Annotated in this window: 1 protein-coding gene; it reads left to right on the forward strand. The window is 68.9% G+C overall.

What is annotated here, in order from left to right; genetic code table 11:
- A partial coding sequence (locus tag Ato02nite_RS50450; RefSeq protein WP_213013882.1) for a hypothetical protein occupies window positions 1-444 on the forward strand: 444 nt, incomplete at its 5' end.
- Between the last annotated feature and the right edge of the window lie 80 nt (window positions 445-524).

Genomic DNA, 524 nt, shown 5'->3' on the forward strand with positions numbered 1-524 from the left:
GACTGGGTGCAGAAGACCTACACCGGAGCGTCGCCGCACACCGAGCACGCCCACTTCTCCGCTTCGTACACGTCATCCCTCGAGGCTTCGACGGCCTCCTGGCACCTGGAGGACATTCCCGTGGCGCTGACCGCTGCCGACAAGACCTGGATCACCAACACCGTGGTGGCCCAGACCCAGAAGGCGATCGACTCCCGGCTGACCGCCATCGGCAAGGAGGTGACGGTCGACTACCGCATGCCCGGCACCAACACCCCCGGCTCGACCTACACCCGCAACCTGGCCGACATCACCGGCGACGTCTGGTTCGCGGCGATGGTGGGCACGACCAAGGGCGGCGACCCGCTGCCCCCGGACGGCGTCTTCGCGAAGCTCCTGGAAGACCTGGCCATCCTCACGGCCAAGGTGGACGCCCTGACCGCCCAGGTCGAGAAGAAGGCCTAGAGCGCGGCGATCACCTCGACCTCGAGCAGGAAGCCGGGCTGGAACAGGGCCGGGACCGGCGCCAGGGTGCTCGCCGGGGC

Source organism: Paractinoplanes toevensis (genome assembly GCF_018332695.1).
In the GTDB taxonomy this organism is placed as follows: Bacteria; Actinomycetota; Actinomycetes; order Mycobacteriales; family Micromonosporaceae; genus Actinoplanes; species Actinoplanes toevensis.